The 19,529-nt window shown below is 55.7% G+C and carries 20 protein-coding genes and 2 tRNA genes; 9 read left to right on the top strand and 13 right to left on the bottom strand.

The features are described from left to right. Positions 1–130: 130 nt before the first annotated feature. Together JO972_RS02330 and JO972_RS02335 are read left to right on the top strand one after the other, a co-directional pair. Positions 131–616 (top strand): hypothetical protein, encoded by a 486-nt coding sequence (locus JO972_RS02330; RefSeq protein ID WP_309488381.1) that lies wholly within the window; start codon positions 131–133, stop codon positions 614–616. Positions 617–667: 51 nt separating this feature from the next. Beyond that, on the top strand, positions 668–1,276 hold the full coding sequence (locus JO972_RS02335) for a hypothetical protein (protein WP_309488382.1): 609 nt from the start codon (positions 668–670) through the stop codon (positions 1,274–1,276). 283 nt (positions 1,277–1,559) lie between these two features. Here JO972_RS02335 and JO972_RS02340 read toward each other — a convergent pair. The 3 genes from JO972_RS02340 to JO972_RS02350 form a co-directional block, all read right to left on the bottom strand. Next, positions 1,560–1,635: transfer RNA gene (locus JO972_RS02340), tRNA-Val, on the bottom strand. A gap of 76 nt (positions 1,636–1,711) precedes the next feature. Next, on the bottom strand, positions 1,712–3,820 hold the full coding sequence (gene ppk1 / locus JO972_RS02345) for a polyphosphate kinase 1 (protein ID WP_309488383.1): 2,109 nt from the start codon (positions 3,818–3,820) through the stop codon (positions 1,712–1,714). Between the two features lie 24 nt (positions 3,821–3,844). Then, positions 3,845–5,395, bottom strand: coding sequence for a Ppx/GppA phosphatase family protein (locus JO972_RS02350; RefSeq protein ID WP_309488384.1), 1,551 nt, complete (start codon positions 5,393–5,395; stop codon positions 3,845–3,847). A gap of 262 nt (positions 5,396–5,657) precedes the next feature. On the opposite strand from JO972_RS02350, the gene JO972_RS02355 reads away from it, so the two are divergent. The 3 genes from JO972_RS02355 (at position 5,658) to JO972_RS02365 (ending at position 7,215) form a co-directional block, all read left to right on the top strand. After that, positions 5,658–5,927 (top strand): DNA-directed RNA polymerase subunit omega, encoded by a 270-nt coding sequence (locus JO972_RS02355; RefSeq protein WP_309488385.1) that lies wholly within the window; start codon positions 5,658–5,660, stop codon positions 5,925–5,927. 69 nt (positions 5,928–5,996) lie between these two features. Then, on the top strand, positions 5,997–6,455 hold the full coding sequence (smpB, locus tag JO972_RS02360; RefSeq protein ID WP_309488386.1) for an SsrA-binding protein SmpB: 459 nt from the start codon (positions 5,997–5,999) through the stop codon (positions 6,453–6,455). 16 nt (positions 6,456–6,471) lie between these two features. Next, positions 6,472–7,215, top strand: coding sequence for a biotin--[acetyl-CoA-carboxylase] ligase (locus JO972_RS02365; protein ID WP_309488387.1), 744 nt, complete (start codon positions 6,472–6,474; stop codon positions 7,213–7,215). A gap of 144 nt (positions 7,216–7,359) precedes the next feature. Here JO972_RS02365 and JO972_RS02370 read toward each other — a convergent pair whose 3' ends face one another. Next, positions 7,360–8,277: a thioredoxin family protein gene (locus tag JO972_RS02370; RefSeq protein WP_309488388.1), complete on the bottom strand. Its 918-nt coding sequence runs from the start codon at positions 8,275–8,277 to the stop codon at positions 7,360–7,362. A 169-nt stretch (positions 8,278–8,446) separates the two neighbouring features. Here JO972_RS02370 and JO972_RS02375 point away from each other — a divergent pair, with 169 nt between their 5' ends. Further along, the gene (locus tag JO972_RS02375; protein WP_309488389.1) at positions 8,447–9,463 is read left to right on the top strand and encodes a DNA polymerase III subunit; all 1,017 of its coding nucleotides are present in this window, start codon (positions 8,447–8,449) and stop codon (positions 9,461–9,463) included. A gap of 31 nt (positions 9,464–9,494) precedes the next feature. Here the strand turns inward: JO972_RS02375 and JO972_RS02380 are convergent, their stop codons facing one another. Continuing rightward, the gene (locus tag JO972_RS02380) at positions 9,495–10,340 is read right to left on the bottom strand and encodes a metallophosphoesterase (RefSeq protein ID WP_309488390.1); all 846 of its coding nucleotides are present in this window, start codon (positions 10,338–10,340) and stop codon (positions 9,495–9,497) included. Between the two features lie 46 nt (positions 10,341–10,386). On the opposite strand from JO972_RS02380, the gene JO972_RS02385 reads away from it, so the two are divergent. After that, positions 10,387–10,833 carry a deoxycytidylate deaminase gene (locus JO972_RS02385; RefSeq protein ID WP_309488391.1) on the top strand — a complete coding sequence of 149 codons (447 nt, stop codon included), beginning with the start codon at positions 10,387–10,389 and terminating at the stop codon, positions 10,831–10,833. A 22-nt stretch (positions 10,834–10,855) separates the two neighbouring features. Here the strand turns inward: JO972_RS02385 and JO972_RS02390 are convergent, their stop codons facing one another. The 3 genes from JO972_RS02390 to rsmB all read right to left on the bottom strand — a co-directional run bounded on the left by JO972_RS02390 (position 10,856) and on the right by rsmB (position 13,805). Then, positions 10,856–11,644, bottom strand: a complete 789-nt coding sequence (locus JO972_RS02390) for a tetratricopeptide repeat protein (protein ID WP_309488392.1) — start codon at positions 11,642–11,644, stop codon at positions 10,856–10,858. 120 nt (positions 11,645–11,764) lie between these two features. Next, positions 11,765–12,418 (bottom strand): nicotinate (nicotinamide) nucleotide adenylyltransferase, encoded by a 654-nt coding sequence (nadD, locus tag JO972_RS02395; protein WP_309488393.1) that lies wholly within the window; start codon positions 12,416–12,418, stop codon positions 11,765–11,767. Between the two features lie 127 nt (positions 12,419–12,545). After that, the gene (rsmB, locus tag JO972_RS02400) at positions 12,546–13,805 is read right to left on the bottom strand and encodes a 16S rRNA (cytosine(967)-C(5))-methyltransferase RsmB (RefSeq protein ID WP_309488394.1); all 1,260 of its coding nucleotides are present in this window, start codon (positions 13,803–13,805) and stop codon (positions 12,546–12,548) included. Between the two features lie 136 nt (positions 13,806–13,941). Between rsmB and JO972_RS02405 the strand changes: the two genes are divergently transcribed. Beyond that, a complete protein-coding gene (locus tag JO972_RS02405) occupies positions 13,942–14,937 on the top strand; it encodes a COX15/CtaA family protein (protein WP_309488395.1) in 996 nt (331 codons plus the stop codon). Between the two features lie 125 nt (positions 14,938–15,062). Here the strand turns inward: JO972_RS02405 and ald are convergent, their stop codons facing one another. Then, positions 15,063–16,169, bottom strand: coding sequence for an alanine dehydrogenase (ald, locus tag JO972_RS02410; protein ID WP_309488396.1), 1,107 nt, complete (start codon positions 16,167–16,169; stop codon positions 15,063–15,065). A gap of 186 nt (positions 16,170–16,355) precedes the next feature. Here ald and JO972_RS02415 point away from each other — a divergent pair. After that, a tRNA-Thr gene (locus JO972_RS02415) sits at positions 16,356–16,431 on the top strand. Between the two features lie 148 nt (positions 16,432–16,579). Here JO972_RS02415 and JO972_RS02420 read toward each other — a convergent pair. The 4 genes from JO972_RS02420 to JO972_RS02435 all read right to left on the bottom strand — a co-directional run bounded on the left by JO972_RS02420 (position 16,580) and on the right by JO972_RS02435 (position 19,481). Beyond that, entirely contained in the window at positions 16,580–17,476 is an 897-nt protein-coding gene (locus tag JO972_RS02420; protein WP_309488397.1) for an HNH endonuclease, read from the bottom strand. A gap of 102 nt (positions 17,477–17,578) precedes the next feature. Continuing rightward, positions 17,579–18,382, bottom strand: a complete 804-nt coding sequence (locus tag JO972_RS02425; protein WP_309488398.1) for an ImmA/IrrE family metallo-endopeptidase — start codon at positions 18,380–18,382, stop codon at positions 17,579–17,581. Positions 18,383–18,488: 106 nt separating this feature from the next. After that, a complete protein-coding gene (locus JO972_RS02430) occupies positions 18,489–18,992 on the bottom strand; it encodes a helix-turn-helix domain-containing protein (protein WP_309488399.1) in 504 nt (167 codons plus the stop codon). Positions 18,993–18,995: 3 nt separating this feature from the next. Next, entirely contained in the window at positions 18,996–19,481 is a 486-nt protein-coding gene (locus tag JO972_RS02435) for a hypothetical protein (RefSeq protein ID WP_309488400.1), read from the bottom strand. Between the last annotated feature and the right edge of the window lie 48 nt (positions 19,482–19,529).

Genomic DNA, 19,529 nt, shown 5'->3' on the forward strand with positions numbered 1-19,529 from the left:
TTCTCTTGTCGGTATCCAAGCTAACAGAATAGTATAGGCAGCATAGAAACTGGGTATTCGCACCGGGCACCAAACGCGATGAAGTAAGTGCCTCACGCCCAGATTGACAAATTATTCAGTTTTGAAAGATATGAAGCTCTACCATGCCATTATTCTCCTCATTGGAACTACATTGAACGTGAGCGCTGGCTGGTTGCCACGTCCGGTGCATGAAGTCCGGGCCTATGTGTATGACTACACCCAAGAAGCAGGTAATGTATCTCTGCTAAAAGGGGGTAAGTTGCACAAAGGCGTTATCAATCCAGCAGGAGAAAAATTGTCTGAGGCGCAGGTCGAGAGGCTGAAGAACGCGTTGCGCTCTAGGCAGAAACGGGTCATGGGGGCTTTTTGCTACATGCCGCATCATGGATTCGTTTTCTTCGATAAAAAAGGAAAGGCAATGGGACACATTGAGCTTTGTTTTCAGTGTGGTAACGTCGCAAGTTCTCCGAAGGGGCTTCCTGAAACCGAATGGGGTTGGACGCAAATTCGAAAATTGCTTGGAGAACTCAGAATTCCAATTCTCAAGGAGAACAAGGATTACACTAAGCTCTACGAGAAGAAGTCAGGTAAGTGAAAACAATGCCTTCTCTCTTGGAAGGGACTTCTCATTATGCTTATTTGAACCTTGCGTGTTTGTCCATTGTTAGTGTTCCTGCTGGGATCTTTCTGCTGCTGTTTCTCTGCAGAGAGGAGCCAAACAATTGATTACTCACCTCTGAGAACCCTTCCGGCGGATTCACCCAAGCTGAATAAAATTCTTACCGAGCTTGCTCAGAAACAAGCTGCAGAAAGGAACAATACGAAGAGATTCAAAATCACGCAGCATATTGATCACAGTCATTATCTGGCCTACTCTCCCTCTGTGATGGGGCGAAATAATAGGCTCGGGATAATCAGGTTGGAGTTACTTGAGCGAGATTCCCTAATTGCCGACGATACTTGGATAACTGTCCACGCCACAGAAACTTCAAAAGTTTATCAGTATACCACGGTGCTGGGAGCAAAAAGCACCGTGCCAATATGGAAAGAAGTAGAGCTTCCGGAAATTACCAACGATAGCATTTTACAATCACTTAAAAGAGGGAACCTCTATACGATTGAAAAATATTCTGACAAGATGGGACAGTGTAAAAAGTGTATCGGGTCAGGGAAGGCTTTGATGCCCGATCAGCTTCACGTAAGAAAATGTGTCAGGACTGCAAAGGGAGTGGCAAAGTTAAGATTAAACTATTGATCAATATCAGATGGTAATATGCAGATGCTATATCAGCATGTTTGTTGCCTTAGCATAATAGTTACTGTGATAGCTCTTTAACAAACATGACATTCTCAGCATATATGAAAGGGATCAGACTGAAACACACCGCAAGCCCTTCTCTCTTGTGTCTAACGTAACGACCTCTTCATTACTTGTGGTCTAATCCGAACAGGAACGGCGTCCATCCAGCATGTGGAAGATGAGGCAGAAGTCCAGACACACACAAAAGGCTCAGAAGTGAATCTGAGCCTTGAATAAATGGTGCAGGAAGAGGGACTTGAACCCCCGACCGCCTCGGTGTAAACGAGATGCTCTACCAACTGAGCTATTCCTGCACTGGGGTCGGCAACCGTGTGGTTGCTGACGACGCGCGTTTATTGGACGAAATCGGGCGCTTTGGCAAATCTTTTTTTACTCACTTGGAATATGAGGCTCGAAGGTGGTGCTGCGCTCGTGGGCGCGGGCTTTGGCATTGGCGCGCGCTTGCTCCTGGAGGTAGGCTTGCAAACGGAAGCGTTTCTTGCCTTTCGGCCGTTGCACTCGCTCGGAGCTGCCATCGGGTTGAATTTCAAAGGCGTTGCAGTTGTCCTTGAAGGCGGCCTCGAGGATTTGCAGGAGTTCTTTCCGGCTCTTTTTATCTTCGATGGGGATCATCAGCTCCACGCGCTTGTCGAGGTTGCGCGTCATCCAGTCGGCCGAGGCGATGAATACCAAGGGGGAACCGCCGTGGTGGAAGGAGATGATGCGGGCGTGTTCGAGATAGCGATCGATCACCGAGACCACGCGGATGTTTTTCGCCTCCTTGCGCTTGCCGGGTTTCAGGCAGCAGACGCCGCGGACGTTGAGGTTGATCTTCACGCCGTCGGCGGAGGCCTGATAGAGTGCCTCGATGATTTCCTTGTCCTGCAGTGAGTTGATCTTGGCGGTGATCGATGCCGGCTCTCCGGCTTTCGCACGTTTGCCCTCGGCGGCGATCAGTTCTAACAATCGAGGCTTCATATGCGTCGGTGCAGGCACCAGCTTGCTGAACCTAGTGAGCTTGGATCGACCGGTGACAGCGTTGAAGAAAAGCGAGGCGTCGGCGCCGTATTCGGGTCGGGCGGTGAGGTAGGAGATGTCGGTGTAGATCTTGGCGGTCGATTCGTTGTAGTTGCCGGTGCCGAGGTGGACGTAGCGTTTCAGCTGACCGTCTTCATTGCGGATCACGAGAGCGATTTTGGCGTGGGTTTTCAGTCCCTTGACGCCGTAAACGATCTGCACGCCGGCGCGCTGGAGTTCCTCGGCGCGCATCAGGTTTCTGGCCTCGTCGAAGCGGGCTTTCAGCTCCACCAACACGGTGACCTGTTTACCATTTTCGGCAGCTCTCAGCAGCGCTTTGATGATGCGGGAGTCGTCGGCGGTGCGGTAGAGCACCTGCTTGATGGCGATGGTGTCCGGATCGACCGAGGCTTCTTCAATGAATCGCAGCACCGGCTCAAAACTTTCGTAAGGGTGGTGCAGCATGACGTCGCGCTCGGAGAGGGTCTCGAAGAGGCTGACGCCGGGGTCGATGGCGGTGGATGGCTGCGGCTCCCAGGATTCGTCGCGCAGGTCGTCGAAGCCGGAGGAGAAGGCCAGCGACATGAAATCGGTGAGGGCGAGGGGACCCGCTGTCTGATAGATCTCCGCGCTGCTGGCTTTGAACAGGGTGCGGATTGTTTTTTTCAATCGTAGTGGTCCTTTGGTGGGGTATTCCAGTCGGACCGTGTTACTGGTCTTGCGCGCGGCGAGCACCTCTTCCATTTCGCCCGCGAGATCGATGGCATCCTCTTCCTGCACGGCAATGTCGCCATTGCGGGTGATCCTGAAGGGCAGGGTGGAGCCGACGGTTTCATCGGGAAAAAACTGCCCGGCAAAGAGCGCGATCACCTGCTCGATGGCGATCAGGTTTTCCGTGGATTTCTCCGTGTCCGAGTGCTCGACGGACGGCACGTGAATGAATCGCGGCAGGGTCTCCGGCACGGGGATCAGCACGGTGCGCGGCTCCTCGGATCCTTCTTCCTTCAGCTCGCAGGCGATGATGATGCGCAGTGAGGGCACGGAGGGTGGATCTTCGTCCAGCTCGCAGGCCAGTGGCGTGAGTAGGGGGTAGATCGAGTTGTGAAAGCGCTTGGTTAGGCTGTCCAGCTGGTGCGGGGTGAGCTCGCTGGCGGCGGTGAGCACCAGACCTTCCTCGGCCATGGTGGGCAGTAGTTCCTCGCAGAGCAGGCGGTATTGGTCCTCGTTCATTTGCAGCGCACGCTTGCGGATGGCGGCGAGCTGCTGGGTGGGTGTGAGGCCGGAGATGCCGCGCTTGCGCGAGCCGCCGGAGCGCACCAGATGCAGGCTCCCAACGCGCACTTGGAAGAACTCGTCCAAGTTCGATCCGGTGATGGCTAAGAACTTGAGTCGTTCGAGAAGGGGGAGCTCAGGGCGCAGAGCTTCATCGAGCACCCTCTGGTTGAACTCCAGCCAGGAGATTTCGCGGTTGATGAATGACATGGTAGAAAGGGAGTGGGTGAGAGCTTAGTGGCCTTCGATCAAGGTGACGCGGAGACCGAAAATATCGTGAAAAAGGTTGGCCTTGGGAGCCATGGAAAGTCGTTCGGAGGAGGCATCGGCAATGCCTTTTAGCTCGATCACCAGCTTCTGCTTCACCACGCTGATAGAGATCTGGCCGATGCGGTTCGAGTGGCTGCGGTCCAGTGCATCGGCCACCCTGAGGATGGCGGCGAGTTTGGACACCCGCATCCGATCTGTGGAGCTCAGGCTGCGGTAGCCGGCGTGGGTCGATTTAGGGCCCGACTTCCGGTGATAGCGTGCGATCAGGGCGATGATGGAAATATCACGCTGTCCCAGACCGAAGATTTCGCTGTGCTGGATGATGTAGTGTGAGTGCTTGTGGTGGGCGCGGACGCTGACGAAGTTACCGCACTCGTGCACCAGGGCCGCGCATTTCAGCAGCAGGGCGTCGTGTTCGCCGAGCTGGTGCAGCGCCTTGGTTTGCTCGAAGAGAGTTTCGCTCAGTCGGGCGACCTGATGGGCGTGGGCCTGATGGACCTTGTATTTCAGCGCCAGCCCTTCCGCAGAGCGCACCACCTCCTCCTGGAAGCTGGCAGTGAGAGAAAAGGTCGCCGGAAGATCGACCAGTAAACCCCGTTCGTAGTCGCTGCCGGGGAGACGTAGGGTATCGACATCGAGGCTCTCGGCGATCGCCAAGTTGATTTCCAAGGCGGGCACCACCGCCTGGGCGGTGGCGTAATCGAGTCTGAACTTCTTCACCCGGGCCTCCTCGCTCATCGCCACGATCTCGCTGGTCAGTTCCGCCAGTGCCTGCGGGGTGCTTTTGGTTTTGCCGGGTTTGACCAAGGCGGTGGCGAGGTCTTGGATTTCGTAGCCGATGATGACCAGCTCCTCGATGCCGGCATCGTGGTAGTTGTGGTGGATCTGGTTCACCAGGCTGCCAATGTGCTCGCGGATGATCTTGCGCAGCTGCGGACCGCTGAGCTCGTTGCCGGAGATTGCCTCATTGGTGCGGTAAACTCCCAATCGGTAATTGGTGTAATCGGAGATACGACCCTTCTTGAACAGCAGGGCGCGGGTGTTGCCCGGGCCGGCGTGCACCACCAGGGTGGTGCGGGTTTTCATTGAAGGGGTGTCGAGCAGGCGGCGGCGGGTCTTGAGATAGATCAGCCGGGTCATTTCGCCATCGTCGAGGGTGTCGATCTGCATGCCGCAGCCGATTTGGATGCGATTCAAAAAGGCATCATGGTTGCTCGCCTCGATCAGAATGTTGGTGCCCACCGCACGGATTGGCGTTTCATCGGTGGCTCCCAATTCACGCAGTGCTTGCTGGTAACCTTTGAGGATTTTCACGCACTGCTCGATGGTGCTGCGGCGGATACTGCCGCGCTGGAAAATGTCGCGCGCCAAGGGTAGCGATTGTTCCAGAAACTCACCGGGTCGGGACGCGGCGTCGCCCTCGTTGCCGGCTCGGTTTTCGACCACCAGCATGGAAATGGAACTGGCGCCGATGTGGATGGAGGCTTGAAGGTAGGGCGGAGTGGCTGATGTCATTGGGAAATACGTAAATAGACCAGTATGGCTGACGGTGGAAGCATTATGCGTGCCGAAGTCATGGTGTCGCGGCGAAAAGAGTGACAAAGCTGATGCAAAAATCAAGATCCGTCGAATCGGTCGATTCAAGGTCGAAAAAAGCAGTCAAAAGACACATTAGGCTTGATAATTACAGTAAAAAATGCTTTCCACTCCGTCCCGCATCGTGTCTTCTATGGGCACGCCCAATTCCTTCAGCCCAATTATACCTTCGGAAACGACCATGGACCCATCGAACATTGTGCCGTTTGAGCAGTCCCAGCCCGTTTCCAAGTTTCCTGCAAAATCCATGAAAAGCAACCTAGTTGTCCAAGCCTCCGAGATCATTGAAGACCCGCAAATCCTTGTGAACGTTGTGTCACAGCGCGTTGCCCAGCTTAACCAAGGGCGCTCGCCACTGATCGATACTGTTCCTAGCATGGGGGCGGCCGACATTGCTTTGACTGAAATCATCGAAGGCAAGGTTGTGATTGCCAAGCCTGACGGCGAATAAGTGGGAAGCCGGCGTGGCGCTGCCTGAGCTGGCAGACCATGACCGTGAACAATTCCCCAACATTATCTCATGAGTGCCGACATTGCGAACAACCGGAAAGCACGCCGAGATTATCATATTTCAGATACCTACGAGTGCGGCCTTGAGCTTAAGGGCACCGAGGTGAAGTCGATCCGCGATGGCAAGGTGAACATCGCCGATGCCTACGCGAGGATCGAGAATGGTCAGGCATTCCTTTACGGCTGCCATATCCAGCCGTGGCAAACCGCCGGCGATTGGTTCCAGCACGGAGTCACCCGCCCACGCCGACTGCTGCTGCACAAGAAGGAGATCATCAAACTGGCCGAGGAATCGGCGCAAAAGGGCTGCACCTTACCCTGCCTCCGGATGTATTGGAAAGGCGGTCGCGTGAAGGTGGAAGTGGGCGTCGGCAAGGGAAAGAGCCACTCCGATCAGCGCCAAGATCTGAAGAAGCGCACGGAAATGCGTGAGGCCCAGCGTGAAATGGCACGCTTCAACCGCCGCTAGTTCTTTTCCCCTTGAGATGTTTGACATCGAGGAATTCGGCCGGATCGCTCCGCAGTGGGCGCAGCGATTGCGCTATCACTCCGAGCTCGGCTCGACCAATGACGAGGCACTGCGACTTTGCGAGGCCGGAGTGGCCCACGGCACCGTGGTGCTGGCCGATCACCAAACGTCCGGCCGAGGTCGCCGCGGAGCTGCGTGGATGAGCCAGTCCGGTGCCGGTTTGCTCTTCACTTTGATTCTGCGGCCTCAGTTTGAAAAACAACACTGGCCACGCCTGGCCCTGGCTGCCGGCTGTGCCATTGCCCAAGTTCTGCAAGAGCTGTGTGGGCTGCCTGCGGAGGTGAAGTGGCCGAACGATGTCCTGATCGATGGCAAAAAATGCTGCGGTATCCTGGTGGAAACACGCGGTGATTACGCCGTGGTGGGGATTGGGATCAATGTCACCGCCTCGCCGGACGGTGAGGAATCGGTCGCGCTGGCCGATCTCACTCCACGAGCCGTTAGTCGGGAGGCGCTGCTGCGTGCTCTGCTGGACCGACTCAGCCAAAGCACCTTGGTCTGTGCCGACCATTTTCCAGAGTTGGTCGATCAGGTCGCGGAGATGTGTTATCTCACGGGAAAAACCATCGGCTTCAGTGCCAATGGGGAGTCGCTCAGCGGTCGCGCCCTGGGTATCAGTGAGGAGGGGGAGTTGCTTGTGGAAATCGACGGGTATGTCCGGCGGTTCATGCAGGCCGAGCTGGTGCGGGTGATCTCGTAGCGAAGCCTGGCAGGGGCGGTGTGCGACCGCGCTTCAGTGAGCCGTCCACCCCGATGGCGCTATGCTCTGCGCGGAGGCACAAAAAAACGCACCGACTCGATGAGGAGCCGGCGCGTTGGGTTCTATTATTGGAAATGGGGGAGACTACTGAGCCGATTCCTTCATTTTCGCGAGGCGCGCTTTGAAGGCAGTGGCTTGTTTGGCGTAGTTGCTCTCAGGAGCTGCAGCGATGATTTCGTCCAGCACCACACCGGCTTCGTCGAACTTCTTGTTCGCCAGGAGTGGGTTCATTTTCATGGCGATGATCTGCTGCTTCTCTTCACCTTCGAGTGAGTTGTCGGCGAGGAATTTGTCGACACTGGAGAGGGCTTCATCGACCTTGCCGCTGCGGGTAGCCATCATCACCTCTTTGGCGAGGTTTTCGAGGGCTGCTTTGTGCTGCTGTTTGGCGACGTAGCCGGTCTCATCGTTAGGATCGAGTTTGGCGACTTGCTCGGTGAGCTCAGAATACTGGGAGTGGTAGTCTTCTGGGATGGTCTCAAGAGCTTTCACCAGTTGCTTGGCCTTGGCCACGCCTTCGAGGCTTTCAGCAGCTTTCAGGGCCTCGTCACGCTCGGTGCGTTTGGCGCGAAGTTCATCGAGGTGAGCGACGTATTTTTCCGGTCCACCAGCTTGGTAGCCAGTTTTGGCGTATGGGCGGCCTTCGGAGTCGAGCAGCAGGATGGTGGGGAATCCACGCACCTCATACTTGGCTTGCAGGGCAGCATTTTGCTCCTGAGTTTCTTTGCTCAACTTGGATTTGTCGCGTGGGAAATCGAGTTCCACGAGCACAAACTTATCGGCGACGCCAGTTTTGAACGGATCGTGTTGGAACACTTCCTTGTTCAATTTGATGCACCAGCCACACCAGTCTGAGCCGGTGAAATCGACGAGAAGGTCTTTGTTTTCAGCGGCAGCTTTTTTCTGAGCTGCTTTGAAGTCGTTCATCCAGTTTTCACCACCAGCAGTGGCAAAGGATGCGGTAATGGCCAGAGCAAGGCTGGCAAGTATGGTTTTTTTCATGATAATGGGCTGCTGGGCAGCTGAATAGGTTGGTCGAGGATGGAACTGGTAGATTCTGACCTCTTGTTTAGTATAACCGATGCCGAGCGGAGTGCTTGTTTTAATTTTTCTACTCTGTCGTGTGTTTTCAGATTGCCCTGAGGCGATGTCGCGGCAGGATGAGCCCGCAATGGCATACACGGCGGAAAAAGCCTTTGAGTTAATCGAGGCAGCACACCAAAGAGGCAGACTGGCACACGCCTTCCTGATCACCGGGGAGGCGGGCAGTGGCAAATCCGAGCTCGCGGCCAAGGTGATCTCGCTGATCAATCCGCCCGAGCAAAGCGGCGGGATGAATCTGTTTGGCGAGCCGGAAGAGGTGCCGACCCCCGACCTGGAATCGCTCGAGGGCGATCTGGTCCGCATTGTCAGCCCGAAGTCGAAATCGCGCCGGATTGTGGTCGATGACATCCGGGAACTGGAGAAATCCTTCTACGTGGCCTCCGCCACTGGAAAGTGGAAAGTGGGGGTGATTCAGCACGCCGATCGTATGGGTGTGGGTGCGGAAAATGCCTTTCTCAAAACCTTGGAAGAGCCGCCGGCCGATTGCTTGCTGCTGCTGCTCTCCGATGCTCCGGAGTTGCTTTTGCCCACCATTCTTTCGCGCTGTGTGCGTCTGCCATTGATGGCCAAGGCCGAGGGGCGGGAGGTTTCCGAATCGCAGCGGGTCTTGCTGGATGCTCTGGCAGGGCTGGCCAAGCAGGGGATGGGAAACATCGCCCAGGCGCTCACTCTCCGGTCTGCCTTCAGTGAGCTGCTGGTTAAACGCCGGGCAGAAATTGCCAAGCTGAATGATCTCGCACTGAAAGAAGAAACCGCCAAGTATAAAAACACCACCGATGGCGAGTGGCTCAAGCACCGCGAGGATTATTATAAAGGGCATACCGAGTCCGAATACCTCGGCGAGCGGGAACGACTCCTTGAGGTCCTGATTGCCTGGATGGGCGATGTGGTGCGACAGAAATGCGGCGTGGAGCGGCTGGATTTCCCATCGCAAAAAGCCACCACCGAGACCGTGGCCAGCAAGCATGAACTGGCCGACCTGCTGCAACGCATGGATGCTCTGGAAAACTTGCGGACGAATTTGGAGACCAACGTGCAGGAGCAGCTGGCACTGGAAGTTGCCTTTCTCAAGGCCTACGCCTAAGACTGGTAGGTTTTTTCTTCCCCTAGAGATCCTAGGCTGAGCGCAGGGTGAGGATCGCCACCTCGGGGGCGCAGGCAAATCGCACCCGCTGACCGACCGTTCCCAGTCCGCGCGATACGAAGATCTTGGAGTCGTCACGGGCATACTCACCGTAGATGTAGTTTCTGCCGTAGCGGACTTTGACGGGTGCGTAGCCGATCAGTGGCACTCGGCATTGGCCTCCGTGGGTGTGACCGGAGAGCTGGAGGTCGATGCGATGGTTCGGGCGTAGGTGATCGAACACATCCGGCTCGTGCACCAGCGACAGCACTGGCTCGTCACGGTGACCTTTCCAGCAGGCGGCGGCATCCACTTTCCCCGACCAGACGGAATCGGTGCCGGTGATAAACAGAGATTCTCCGCGCAGTTCGATGCGGCTTCCTCGGTTGGTTAGAAACTCCATGCCGACCTCTTGGAAGCCCTGCCGGTAGAAGCCCGGGCGCTGGCTCCATCCATCGTGGTTGCCCATGACGCCATAGATACCATGTTTGGCCTCGAGCCCACTGAGCACTTGCATCAGTGGGCTGAACACTTTGGAGGACTCCGTGATGAAGTCGCCAGTGAGGGCGATGAGATCCGGCTGATGCGCATTCACGGCGGCCACCGCATCGGCGATCAGGGACTCGTCGCGGTCGGGTTGGAAATGGAAATCGGTGAGCTGCGCGATCACCACTCCATCGAGGGCGGGCGGGAGCTTGGGCAGCACGATGTCCTTTTCCGTGATCGTGAGCCAGCCGGGCTCGACCCAGCGGGCGTAGGAGTAGGCCCCGATCGATCCCAGCACGCTGGCGCGAATGAAATTGCGCCGATTGAACACGCTGCCTTTTTTCTCGCTCATATCAAATAACTCGACAATAGAACGTCGCCTGTGTTCGATTTTGTCCATGGATAAGCAGCCCACTACTAGCGCGGAACGCATCAGCATCCCCCAATATGCCATGGCACTGGCGCACATCGCCAGCCTTCGCTCGGAAGATCCGTTTAGGAAAGTGGGCGCCGCGGCGCTGGACTTTGACAATCGCGTGGTCGGCACCGCCTACAATGGACTGGCACCCGGCTTCGATGCGCCGGTTGGCTTCTGGGACAATCGGGACGATCGGCAGAAGTTCATGCTGCACGCGGAGGTGAATCTCTGCAGCTTATTCAAGCGGGGCGAGGTCAAGCTGATCGCTTCCACCACCATGCCATGCACGGCCTGCATGCAGACTTTGTGTGCTTATGGGATTCAGGAAATTTACTACGGCGAGGTCTATCACGAGTCCGCCGCTCCGGAAATTGCCGAGACTTATGGGATCAAGTTCGAGCAAATCACCGACTACCCACTGGGATAGATCCCAGTGCTAGGCTGAGCACCTACTCCTCGATCTCTTCGGTGTCGCCACCGTAGAAGCTGCGGATGTAGCCGAACTCGATCAGCGTGTCCTGCCATGGGGCGAGCACACCGTCGTTGCGCCAGACGTAGCGGACGTTGCGCAGCATTTTCTCAGCCTCCATCTTGTCGCCCTCGTGGTAGAGGATGGCAGCGCGGGAGCAGTAGAAGTATGGGGAATCATCCCAGATGTCGTATTTGTCGCGCATCGCCTTGGCTTCGTCCAGCTTGTCGAGCTTCAGTTTGCAAAGGAGCAATTTGAACTCACAGAGGCGCACCATCGCCTTGTTGCTTTCAGGCAGCTTGGGGACGAGTTTGGTGAAGCGATCGTGGGCAGTCTGCCAGTTTTTCATCACGAAATCGACCTCCGCCAGGTTGAACAGCACGCTGGTGTTGTCCGGGGCGATTTCCAGCACTTGTTGGAAAATTTTGTTCGCTTTGGCAAAGGAGCGGATCTCCACGTAGCAAGCACCACGGATGTTTAGTGCAGACGGATGATCGGGGAAGATCTGGTCGAGCTCATCGAGCTGCTCAAGGGCATCGAAGATGCGCTTCTGGTTGAACAGGTTCTGCGTCTTGATCAGCTTCTGGTGGTATTCCTGACGTTTTTCTTTCGGCAGGTTGGAGAATGCTTGCATCATTTTCACCGCCTTTGAGCGGCTGTCTGAGGAGGCTTCCTTGGCTGGCGCTGGCTCGGCAGCTTTCTCATCTTGGGACCAGACGGGGGTGGTGAGGCTGAGCCCTAACAGGAGTGCGGAAAGATGGTATTTCATAGCGGAAAGATGGGTGGTGAAGATGTGTGAGATGGGCGACGTGGCGGATGACCATCGATGCCAGTGGGACTATAAGCGCGGTTTGAGTGGCAGGTCAACCGCCAGCTTGCACCTGCTTGCTTAGGACGGGCGGGTGTATAGCTGGTGCTTGCGGATGTAGTGCAGCACATCGGGGGCGAGCCATGCGTGCAGTTGCTGGTCGTCGCCCTCCGCCACTGCGGCGCGGATCTGGGTGGCCGATGCCGGGTGGTGGCCGCTGATGACCTGCATCCGGTGGCCGTCACGTGGAGCCGGAGTTTCTCCGCGGGTGAACACGATGAATTCCACCAGGCTGGCGAGATGTTCGGAGCGATTCCAGCGTGGCAGCGCCTGCCACTGGTCCGTGCCCATCAGCCAGAACAGTCGGGCGCCGGGGAAGCGCTGCTGCATGTGCTCAACGGTGCGCCAGGAGTAGCTGGGCTCGGGGGCGGTGAGATCGAAGTCATCGACCAGCACCTTGTCCAATCCGGCGGTGGCCAGGCGGCACATGTTCAATCGGTCCGTGCCACTGGCATGTTGCACGCCGGTTTTATGCGGCGATTTTCTGCAGGGCAGGAAGATCAGCTGATCGAGTGAGCACTCGCGGATCGCGGCCTCGGCGATGTGGCTGTGGCCGAGGTGGATGGGATCGAAGGTGCCACCAAAGAGGCCGATGTTCTGCGGCGCGGCGCTCATCTTAGCGGCCCATGGTCTCGGCTTCAGGTCCAGCGCTGAATTCGGTGGAGGAGCTACCATACCAAAGGACCCCCGCCGTTCCAGCGAACACGAGGAAGATAATCATAGCAATCAGAAGGCTGAGACAGGATTTCATCACGAGAGGAAAACTAAGGGGTGATTGGGCAGGCGTCCAGAATATCCTATGTCAGATGCTGGATCCACGCACCAGACGGGCAGCGTAGGCACCATCGCTGTCATCGCGGAAGGGCAGCGCCTGGTGCTCGGCATCGAGTTTCCACTCGGGGTGCTTCGCCACAAAGGCATCCATGAGTCCGCGGTTCTCTTCGGCGTCGATCGAGCAGGTCGAGTAAACGATCCGTCCCCCCGGTTTCAAACAGGGCAGCGCGTGGGTGAGGATTTTTTCCTGAATCTGGGTGAGTTCTTCGATGTCTTCCAAGCGCAGTCTCCAGCGGGCGTCAATCCTGCGGCGCAGCACGCCGGTGTTGGAGCAGGGGACGTCGAGCAAGATAGCGTCAAACTGACCGTGCCACTCGGCGGGAGCTGGCGTGGTCCAGTCGTGTGCCTGGGACTTGGCAATGGTGACTCCCAGATTGGCCAGGTTCTCTTCCAGTCGGGGCAGGCGCTTTTCATTGCTGTCGGTGCAGAGGATTTCGCCACGATTCTGCATTGCCACAGCGATCATGGTGCTTTTTCCGCCGGGGGCGGCGCAGGCGTCGAGAACGCGCTCGCCAGGCTGCGGGGCTAGGAGTTCCACGCAGTGCCGGGTAGCGGGGTCTTGAATGTAGATCAGGCCTTCCTTCATCCACTCGCCGGGAGGCAGACCGTCAACCTGATAAAAGCCGTCCAGTCCGTCCACCGGAGTGGATTTTTCATAGCTGTAGACCGTTTCACGCGCGCCTTCTTTGAGTTCGTTGACCCGACAAAGCACCGCGGCCGGTTGGTTGTCCCACTGCATCAGGGCGATGGCATCTTGTTTGCCGAAGGCTTTGCGCCAGCGGTTATACAGCCAGTCCGGATGGGAATACTGCAGGGCAGGTGGGAGGTCGTCCATTTCATCCATCAGGCGTTTGCGACGGACGATCGCCTGGCGCAGCACGGCGTTGATCAGTCCGCGCACCGGGGTCTTGGCGCAGTTGACGGTTTCATTCACCACCGCGTGATCGGCGATGCGGAGGATCAAGAGCTGACAGAGGCCGACCCGGAGGACGTCGCGCGTTTCGTGATCGAGCTTGCCACGGCGCAGTTTTCCAATCCAGTGGTCGAGCAGTCGACGGTGCCTGAGCACGGCGTAGACGATCGATTGTAAAAGCGCACGGTCTTGTCGGCTCAGGCTGTTGCGCCCGGCGTGACGTTCGATCAATGAGTCCATGTAAGTGTGCCCCTTGGCCCAGGCGCGGAGGGCGGAGACGGCGGCACGACGGACGTTACTGGCTTGGGATGGCATGACGGACACAAACTAGGAGGTTTGGAAAAATACGAAACATAAAAGTCGAAATTCTATCGTGTGGGCAGGTTCTCCAAAATTCTCTCGTCCCCAGACTTGCGGGATCCACCTTCGCCACTTAGAAGTCCGTGTGAGCATGTTTCAAAAAGTGGCCGCCGCGGCCTGTGCGGCCCTGATCGTTCTTATTTTTGTTGGAGCCATCGTGCGTGCCTCGGGGGCAGGCATGGGCTGCCCGGATTGGCCGACCTGTTGGGGCTGTCTGATTCCGCCGACCAATGCCGATCAGATCGACCCGGCCAAGCTGGATATTGAAAAATACCGCATCAAGGCGGCGGCTCATGGCATTGATCCGGAGACGATCACCAAGGAGTCGATCATTGCAAACTACAATCCGCTGCACACCTGGATTGAATACATCAATCGCCTAACTTCCATGCCGCTGAGTCTGTTGACCCTGGCCACCTTCATCATGGCCCTGACGCGGAAAAGACATATCCGCAGCGTGGTGATTATGTCCACGATCGCCTTGCTGCTCTTGGGCATCAATGGCTGGATGGGCGCCCGTATTGTCTACAGTGGGCTGAAACCGGGGATCATTACCATTCACATGGCCTTGGCGATTGCCATGCTCTGCGTGCTGGTCTTTGTCGCTTGGCGCGGTTGCGATTCTCCCTGGCGCCTCGCTGGATCAAGCTGTCGCGGCGGTTTGAATAAGCTCGCCTGGTTTCTCTTTGTGCTGGTGCTCACCGAAGGTGTGTTAGGCTCGCAGATCCGCGAGAAGACGGATGAGTTGAAAAAAAGCCACGCCGCAGCGCCTCGCTCGGAGTGGGTCGGGGAGCTGGAGCACAGCGCCACTTATCTGATTCACCGCAGTGCCTCCTGGGTCATCCTGATTGTGGCCGTGGTGTTTTTCCTCAAGGCGACGGCGGCTCGGACCGGAGCGTCATGGCTGGAGAAGGTCATCCTCGGAGCGGTCCTCTGCCAGATGGTTCTCGGCCTGATTCTCGCTCAGGTGGGGATTTTACCCTTTGCCCAGGTTCTGCACATCGGGCTTTCCTCGATCTTGGTCAGCGCCTTGTTCCTCTGGCTGCTGGCCTCCAGTCGTATGGACCTCCGTCCTTGGAACGGCTAAGGATGTTGGTCAGATAGGGCCGTCGAGTAGAATGTTACTCTAGAAAAAACGAGCCGCGTAACAGGTCGTTGCGCGGCTCGATCTGAGAATATAACCGAACAGTTTCCTGTTCTGAAAAATCCTGCTTAGAAGAGGGTGGTAGGATCGACCACTTCGATGTCGTGCGCATGGCCCACTTCCGCATGAGTGACATGGCCTTTCATACAGTTGATGCCGCCGAGTAGTTCTTTGCGTGATTCACAGGCAGCTTGCACGCCCATTTCAGCAATCATCATCGTCCAGCGCTGGGTGGTGTTGTTGAGTGCTTGGGTGGCTGTGCGGGCGTAGGCACCCGGCATGTTGGCCACGCAGTAGTGCAGCACACCTTCTTCCACGTAAGTGGGGTCGTCGTGGGTGGTGGGGCGGGTTGTTTCCGCACAACCACCTTGGTCCACTGCGATGTCCACCAAGACACTGCCTGGCTGCATCATCTTCAGCATTTCACGGGTGATCAATTTCGGTGCCTTGGCGCCGGGAACAAGCACGGCACCAATCACCAGGTCGACGCGCGGTAACAGGTCGGCCAGGTTAGCTTCGTTGGAATACACGGTGTGGGCGCCTTCCATGGTGATATCGAGGAATCTCATGCGATCGAAATCAACTTCCAAAATAGAAACGTCTGCGCCGATGCCGGTGGCAACCCGCGCGGCATTGACCCCGGCGGTTCCGCCACCAATCACCACGACACGACCAGGAGCCACGCCGGGCACACCGCCAAGCAGGGTGCCGCGTCCTCCACGGTGTTTGGCCAGGTGGTAGCTACCGACGATGGCCGACATGCGACCTGCGATCTCACTCATGGGCTCCAAAAGTGGCAGTCTGCCGTTGATCTCAACGGTTTCGTAAGCAATCGCCGTGCAACCGGTCGCGGCCAGGCTCTCGGTGAGTTCCTTGTCGGCCGCCAGGTGCAGGTAAGTGAAGAGGGTGTGCTTTTCGTTGAGCATAGCCACTTCGCTGGCCTGAGGTTCTTTTACTTTAACAATGAGTTCTGCCTCAGCAAACACGCCCTCGGCGGTGTCCACCATTTCAGCTCCCACCGCTTGGTAAAGTTCGTCCGGATAGCTTGCGCCAGCTCCGGCATTCTTCTGCACCAGAACCCGGTGCCCCCGGCGCACAAGTTCAGCTACGGAAGAGGGAATCATCGAGACGCGGTGCTCTTGATTTTTAATTTCTTTGGGAATGCCAATGATCATGCGCGGAACATATTGCTAGCCCTCGAAAATTTGCCAGTGTTATTTCTTCCGTTTGAGGGTCTAAAAATAGCCATTATATTTTGCATCAAAAAAACTTGCAATGAAGCCGGAAATAGAAATACTCGCGCCGCTTTCGGCACCTGCCGACCGCAGCCGACTTCCCACCGGAGGTCGCAACAATCAATCGCCGGTTTAGCTCAGTTGGTAGAGCAACTGATTTGTAATCAGTAGGTCAACGGTTCGAGTCCGTTAACCGGCTCCATTTCTAAAAAGCCCCTCAACACGAGGGGCTTTTTTGTTGTCGGGTAATGGGGCCGAACGCAGTTTGAAGGCCTCCCCGGGCATCGGTGAACCCGGAAAGGGTGTTTTCGAAATGTTGGTAGTTGGACATGGGATGAGTGAATGGGAGGCTAGGCTAATCGGCATTGACGCCATTCGAGGGCTTCGGGCAGGGGATGGTAGGCTGTTTCCTTGGGAAGGATGAGTGGTCGGTTTGATAGGGCGATGAGATCCCTTTCTCCGGCTTGACGAGAATCCAGTGATTCACTCACCAGCCAGTGAAAATCAGGTCCGGGAGCAATCAGCGAGCGGTCCATCGCCCAGTGGTGGTTTTTGCACAGAGCGAGGCCATTGCGGGGATGATCATTCTGACTTTCTGAAAATGGGATAATGTGAGCCGCGTCGACAATGGTCGCTCCGTCTGGCCGACGCAGTCTTAACCCGCATGCAGCGCACTGATGTTCATAGACTTGGGTCACGATGCGCCTGAAGCCAGCTGATCTACCAGGTAGCTGATAGGTTTCTTCGTCCTCCTTGGTGACACAGCTCACCACGGGTTGATTGAGCAGGAGGTGTCGGTGTTGAGGGAAGTATCGGGAAATGAGAACGTCTCGAAGTTGGCCTCGTTGTGTGGGATGGCTGACAGCATTCCATAAATCTGCAGCCAACTTCGCCCCTTCGATGAGAGCTGGAAGCTTACCAATTGTAGGAGGTGAGCTGAGCGCTCTAACCACTGCCTCGTTTCCCGATGTGGCCACGTGTGACCAGAACGATTCACTGCGCATATAAAAGTAGGGATTGATCGGAGTGTTCCGATCGTTCTCCAAACGAACGATATCGTAATAGAAAGTAAAGCGTTGCCGTAGCTCCGGGGAAAAGGGAATGAGGTTTTCCGTAAGAGCCCCCGACTCGATGAGGTCCATCACCGCCAATAACATCGCCGGCTTATGGGGACGCTCGTGATTGCCCACGACCCCAGTATGGAGGTCGTAGAATAGCTCTTCGTAATGGCTTATTGGGTCTGACATGAACTCGATGGCTTTACTTGCGACAAAACGATGGAGGTGGGAAAGTGATCCATTTCATTGCCTGTCTCACCAGAGTCACAGGTGATGGACCTTTAAATGGGATTAACTAAAGAGCTTGCTGAAGTCGACTACTGGATTATGTGAGCTTTTTCCCTCATATACGGCCATTGTTAGGGCATCATATCCATTGTAGAAAGTTTCAAATTTAAACGAATGGGGATCTCCATTTACATCTGTTAAAATGAGACTTCTTTTGCCTAAAGGCCCTCTGTTTCCATAGCAATATAAAGCTATTTTAGATTTGAGCCCGGTAAGTTCGGGCGGGTCGAATTGCTCTCTGAATTTACGTGATAGGATGATGTGCTTGAAGTCTGGTTTCTCGTCGGCAAAGTCTTTTGGATGCTGTCCGATTAGTCCCAGAATTGGGGTTTCTTCACCACAATGTTCAATTGTGCGCCAGAACGTGGTAGTGAGCGTATTTCCGTAGATTTTTTTGAGGTTGAGGACTGATGCTATGCTGGGTGGGGTCGATTTGACCTCCTCAACAAACCTTTGATTCAGAAAGAGCAGTGATCCTGCAGCATAGTTGGCCTCTGCTTCCATTTTGTCATGGGTGGCGACTGTTGGTGTAACGTCGTCGTCACCCAGCACCATACCCTCATGCCACGGAAGGATGCCGTGGCCTATCTCATGGCCTTCTAGCCAGCGTTGTTTAGGCACTGGAACTTGATCATCAATAATGATCCTCTTTTGATCGGGGATATAGAGAGCACGTAAATCGAACTTTTTAACGGCATCCTTCAATATCGATGGGCGTTTTAGTATATTTTTTCCAGCTCTTTTCAAGCGGCTGAAAGTCTTGCCCATCAAGCCGTGGTCATCAGAGCTGAAGTAGGAACGATCCATCTCCAACAACTCCCGAACTGTGTCCAAACAGAGTGGGGGGGCTGGATTTCCTAGCTCATCAAGTATTCTTTGAGTGCGTTTATCGATTTTATCGCATACACGTTTTTTATTTTGCTTTGCAATCAGGGGTAGAATGTTCTTCGGAGAGGGTAGTGGCAAAGGCCTCGAATGCTTCCCTCTCGTGGTGGGTCAGAGATTCTATGGACTCTGATCTGGCTGCGAAACGTATCGCTTCTTCGCGAAGCACTGGTGTGCGGCTTTCAGCCAGGCCTGCCAGTTCCATGAGTTTTGATGGTTTGACGTCAAACACCTGAGCCAGTGCGTGCACTGCATAGGCTTCGGGCTCACAGTGAGGATCATGTTCGATTTCTAAAATATCCTCCGTGTCAACGTCTGCGGCTTTGGCTAGTTCCTCCGCGTTCCAGCCTTTGTTACGGCGCCAGAGTTCGACGAATTGGCCGAAGGCGATCCGGGTGTCCAGCTGCTTGATCGCTGCTGGACTGGTGGTTTGTGTGGGTCTGTGGGTAGGTGGGATGCCTGCACCAATCTCAGAATCGCCTTCGATTCGAGCGCTATTGGCAAACCATTCTTTTGGGTAGTCGATATTCATTTTTCATAGTCGGTTATGGCAGAATTGCTCTGCCTGTTGTTCTGTCATTTCAAAGTAGGTGAGATTTTGGTGATTAGGATCTTTACCTAGTTGGGTCATACCACATTTGTGTTCATAGAAATTTGCGGCTTGGGATAGGGAGTGGAGACCGATGCGGCCTTTGAACCCCAGGTGTTTGCTGGCTTCTATGGCGGCGAGGATAAAAATGCTTCCGGTGCCACGGTACTTGGGAGGGCTTTGAAGCTCTGGTCTGTTCCACGGAGCGGTGGCGACAAATTCGATGTAAACCAGTGGCTTGCCAAACTGTTCATTGAGCTTGGCAAACTTGGAGTTGTTGATGAGTAACAAGCCTTGCAGCTCGCCATCGCAGATGAGTGAGAATGAGCTGAATGCCAGATACTTTCTCCACTCGGAGGCCTTCATTTTCCAATCCCAGTGTGCGTCCTCGGGTGTTTGGCATGTGGGGGGATTCGTTTTGTATTGCTGCATGATCGGCAGCCATGTGCTGCCCCACATGCTCAAGTGCTGATCCTCCGC

Source organism: Oceaniferula flava, from assembly GCF_016811075.1.
GTDB lineage: Bacteria > Verrucomicrobiota > Verrucomicrobiia > Verrucomicrobiales > Akkermansiaceae > Oceaniferula > Oceaniferula flava.

Coding starts and splice junctions, on each gene's coding strand:
- JO972_RS02330 (WP_309488381.1), top strand. CDS start 131: ATGAAGCTCTACCATGCCATTATTCTCCTCATTGGAACTACATTGAAC.
- ppk1 (WP_309488383.1), bottom strand. CDS start 3,820: ATGTCATTCATCAACCGCGAAATCTCCTGGCTGGAGTTCAACCAGAGG.
- JO972_RS02350 (WP_309488384.1), bottom strand. CDS start 5,395: ATGACATCAGCCACTCCGCCCTACCTTCAAGCCTCCATCCACATCGGC.
- JO972_RS02355 (WP_309488385.1), top strand. CDS start 5,658: ATGGACCCATCGAACATTGTGCCGTTTGAGCAGTCCCAGCCCGTTTCC.
- smpB (WP_309488386.1), top strand. CDS start 5,997: ATGAGTGCCGACATTGCGAACAACCGGAAAGCACGCCGAGATTATCAT.
- JO972_RS02365 (WP_309488387.1), top strand. CDS start 6,472: ATGTTTGACATCGAGGAATTCGGCCGGATCGCTCCGCAGTGGGCGCAG.
- JO972_RS02370 (WP_309488388.1), bottom strand. CDS start 8,277: ATGAAAAAAACCATACTTGCCAGCCTTGCTCTGGCCATTACCGCATCC.
- JO972_RS02375 (WP_309488389.1), top strand. CDS start 8,447: ATGGCATACACGGCGGAAAAAGCCTTTGAGTTAATCGAGGCAGCACAC.
- JO972_RS02380 (WP_309488390.1), bottom strand. CDS start 10,340: ATGAGCGAGAAAAAAGGCAGCGTGTTCAATCGGCGCAATTTCATTCGC.
- JO972_RS02385 (WP_309488391.1), top strand. CDS start 10,387: ATGGATAAGCAGCCCACTACTAGCGCGGAACGCATCAGCATCCCCCAA.
- JO972_RS02390 (WP_309488392.1), bottom strand. CDS start 11,644: ATGAAATACCATCTTTCCGCACTCCTGTTAGGGCTCAGCCTCACCACC.
- nadD (WP_309488393.1), bottom strand. CDS start 12,418: ATGGTAGCTCCTCCACCGAATTCAGCGCTGGACCTGAAGCCGAGACCA.
- rsmB (WP_309488394.1), bottom strand. CDS start 13,805: ATGCCATCCCAAGCCAGTAACGTCCGTCGTGCCGCCGTCTCCGCCCTC.
- JO972_RS02405 (WP_309488395.1), top strand. CDS start 13,942: ATGTTTCAAAAAGTGGCCGCCGCGGCCTGTGCGGCCCTGATCGTTCTT.
- ald (WP_309488396.1), bottom strand. CDS start 16,169: ATGATCATTGGCATTCCCAAAGAAATTAAAAATCAAGAGCACCGCGTC.
- JO972_RS02420 (WP_309488397.1), bottom strand. CDS start 17,476: ATGTCAGACCCAATAAGCCATTACGAAGAGCTATTCTACGACCTCCAT.
- JO972_RS02425 (WP_309488398.1), bottom strand. CDS start 18,382: ATGGATCGTTCCTACTTCAGCTCTGATGACCACGGCTTGATGGGCAAG.
- JO972_RS02430 (WP_309488399.1), bottom strand. CDS start 18,992: ATGAATATCGACTACCCAAAAGAATGGTTTGCCAATAGCGCTCGAATC.
- JO972_RS02435 (WP_309488400.1), bottom strand. CDS start 19,481: ATGCAGCAATACAAAACGAATCCCCCCACATGCCAAACACCCGAGGAC.